The sequence below is a fragment of the Bacillus sp. GMs2/2 genome (assembly GCF_050172095.1).
GTDB classification, from domain to species: domain Bacteria; phylum Bacillota; class Bacilli; order Bacillales; family Bacillaceae_G; genus Bacillus_A; species Bacillus_A cereus.
The window spans coordinates 1-2,699 of sequence record NZ_JBNLYE010000464.1 but is presented as its reverse complement, the minus strand read 5'-3'; the positions used below and the strand labels follow the sequence as shown (position 1 = coordinate 2,699).

Sequence of the window (2,699 nt, the reverse complement as noted above, 5' to 3'; positions counted from 1 at the left end):
TGCTCCACCCTGAATTGGATCGACGATGAAATGATCGTGCCATTTTCCATCAAGAATTTCTTGAGCAGCTTCTGCGATCGCGCCACCCTTGTTCAATTCCAATCTTCCTACATCTGTATTAGCAAGCGCTGCTGCTTTTTTTACAATTGCGAACGCTCTAATTAAACTTTCATGAATTTTATACCCTGTAATCGGGAAATTTTCAACAGCGCGTAAAGTCTGAATTCCGTAATATGCCTCAATAGGTAATTCCTTTCCTCCCAAAAAATCATTCTCCACTCGCACGTTCTTGTTTGTCATTGCCATTTTAATTTCTCCCCCATATTAAATGTAAAACCTAAATAAATCATATGAAGTCATTACCAATCCTTATCAGATTTTATTGTTAAATCGTAGACTAAAGGCTCTTCAATAATTTTTTTAATCTCTTCTAATTTATTAGTTTTCCCAAGCGCCCACATCAATTTTGCTATGATGGCTTCCGTATTCATATCTCCAGACAATATTACTTGATGTTGTGCCACTTTCCGTCCTACTTCATAGAGAAGTATGTCTTCTCCTTCTTCCAGGCATTGAGTAGTAATCACTACAGCAATCCCCATTTCAGTCAACTCTTGAATTTTCGAAAGCAAGTTCCTTCCTTCAAAAGGTAATCCACCGTTACCAAAACTTTCAATAATAATCCCTTTATACAAATCTTTTAAACAATCAAATATCTCTGGTTTTGTACCTGGATACAATTTCATAAGAAAAACATCCGTACATAAATTAGTATTTATTGAAAGTTCATTATGGGAGGACGTTGGCTTCCAATGATATTTCACTTCATCTTCATTTACCTCAGCAACATATGGATAATTCACACTTTCAAATGCATCATAACTTTTTGTTCGCATTTTAACTGCTCTCGTCCCAATAATCACCCTACTATCAAAAACAATAAACACACCGCCAACATCCTCACAGGCAAATCTAAGAGCATCAGCTACATTTTTCTTTGCGTCTGTCTTTTTAAAACTAATAGGTACTTGTGAACCTGTTAAAACAACTGGTTTTCTTAAACCTTGCAGCATATAAGATAACGCGGAAGATGTATAAGCTAACGTATCCGTTCCATGTGTAATCACAAACCCGTCATAGTCATCATAGTGATTAAAAACAGCATTAGCTATTTCTTTCCAGTGCTCAGGTTGCATATTGGTACTATCAATATTCATTAAGATTTTGCAATCTATTTCTAAGTTTCGAGAAGACTTCGAAAAATAATTCAATAATTCCTCAGCGGACAATCCTGGAACAAGCCCCTCATTCCCCTCCACAGATGCAATTGTCCCACCAGTTGCAAGTAATAAAATTTTCTTCATACACAACCCCTCCATAAAATAAACAACGATATATCGTTCGCGTAATGCGTATTTATATTTATCATTATAGAACTTAATTTGAATTAATCAAGATTTTGTATTCAATACGCGTACTTTTTTTCTATTCTTGATTCTTTTTCTATGTTATAATTAATTTAATAAAATTAGATGAGGTATGAGACGAATGCTGGAACGTTTATCTAAATTAAGAAAAAATCAAAAATGGTCCTTACAAGAGACAGCAGATCGACTTGGGATTGCGAAAAGCACCTATGCTGGTTATGAAAATGGTTATAGATTACCTTCATTACAATCTTTATCTAAAATAGCCGATTTATTTGATACATCTGTAGATTATATATTAGGTCGAATTGAACATTCACATCAAAACAAAGATGTAATTGATATTACAAGACTCCTAAACGATTCAGATGCAACACTTTTAGTAGATGGAGAAGCACTGTCAACAGAAGAGATAATAGATTTTATTGCTTTTGTGAGAAGTAAACGAGAACTAAGTTCCAAGAGAATAGAAAATATTGAACCAACATGTAAAAGTTAATTCAATAAAAAACGAAGACACTGCACTCTTTAAACTTAGAAATACTTAGACAATTAATTTGTAAACGGTTTATATAATGGATTCTTAGCAGCTGGCCTCATTTGGGGACTTATACTTGGAAACAATCCCATTGGTTATATGATTCAATTATTTTTCATCATTTGTGTGGGGTAGCAGCTATTTTCGGAGGTCTCACATCCAATAAATCAATTATCATGAAACAAGGACTTCTCGCTATTTTAGCGTTGCTTGCCCTTTTATCTGTCATATAGAACTAAAGCTTTTCAATAAAGGAACTCACGTTCGAATAATACGCCATTCTTTCTGTAGATTTATAAGAAAGAATCGCGTTTTTGTATGTCTATTTCTGTATCGAGAGAATTTGAAAGTATAACAGAATTCAAACAAGAATTAGCAAAGTATATCAAGTACTATAATCATGAAAGAATCAAGGAAAAATAAAAGGGAATGAATCCGGTATTGTACTAGGCTCATTCCCTAGAGGCTACTTAACAAACCGACCTTTCTAACTTTCGGGGACACAGTCTATTTGAAGTGCTACAAGCAACGAATTTACTATTTTAAAGTTAAGTGTTTAACCTTGAAGTACTTAATTCCTTTTTCCAGACAAAGCATACATTATATCTTGATGCTTTATTGTCCTCTTATAATTATGTGGTATCGGGAATTTGTTTCGTTGTTCTTTTATTATAATTATGATTACTATAAGTGATAAAGCTACAGGTATAAAAACGATTAACAAAGCATCTTAA

3 protein-coding genes and 3 pseudogenes are annotated in these 2,699 nt (G+C 33.6%); 3 read left to right on the top strand and 3 right to left on the bottom strand.

What is annotated here, in order from left to right; translation table 11 throughout:
• The coding region (locus ACQGS6_RS26065) for a lyase family protein (protein WP_098620099.1) at positions 1-306 on the bottom strand (306 nt) is incomplete at its 3' end.
• A gap of 53 nt (positions 307-359) precedes the next feature.
• Entirely contained in the window at positions 360-1,364 is a 1,005-nt protein-coding gene (gene ansA / locus ACQGS6_RS26060) for an asparaginase (protein ID WP_087875530.1), read from the bottom strand.
• Positions 1,365-1,548: 184 nt separating this feature from the next.
• On the opposite strand from ansA, the gene ansR reads away from it, so the two are divergent.
• The 3 genes and pseudogenes from ansR to ACQGS6_RS26045 form a co-directional block, all read left to right on the top strand.
• Entirely contained in the window at positions 1,549-1,926 is a 378-nt protein-coding gene (gene ansR, locus ACQGS6_RS26055) for an HTH-type transcriptional regulator AnsR (RefSeq protein ID WP_242785561.1), read from the top strand.
• A 66-nt stretch (positions 1,927-1,992) separates the two neighbouring features.
• Positions 1,993-2,198 (top strand): annotated as a pseudogene (locus ACQGS6_RS26050) (DUF1304 domain-containing protein); the annotation flags it as partial.
• Positions 2,199-2,301: 103 nt separating this feature from the next.
• Positions 2,302-2,388, top strand: a pseudogene (locus ACQGS6_RS26045) (IS3 family transposase); the annotation flags it as partial.
• A 125-nt stretch (positions 2,389-2,513) separates the two neighbouring features.
• On the opposite strand, the pseudogene ACQGS6_RS26040 reads toward ACQGS6_RS26045, so the two are convergent.
• A pseudogene (locus ACQGS6_RS26040) lies at positions 2,514-2,644 on the bottom strand (excinuclease ABC subunit C); the annotation flags it as partial.
• Positions 2,645-2,699: the final 55 nt, after the last annotated feature.

What these genes read in the sequence shown, in the direction of transcription:
- ansA (WP_087875530.1), bottom strand. Translation starts at nt 1,364, where the DNA reads ATGAAGAAAATTTTATTACTTGCAACTGGTGGGACAATTGCATCTGTG.
- ansR (WP_242785561.1), top strand. Translation starts at nt 1,549, where the DNA reads ATGCTGGAACGTTTATCTAAATTAAGAAAAAATCAAAAATGGTCCTTA.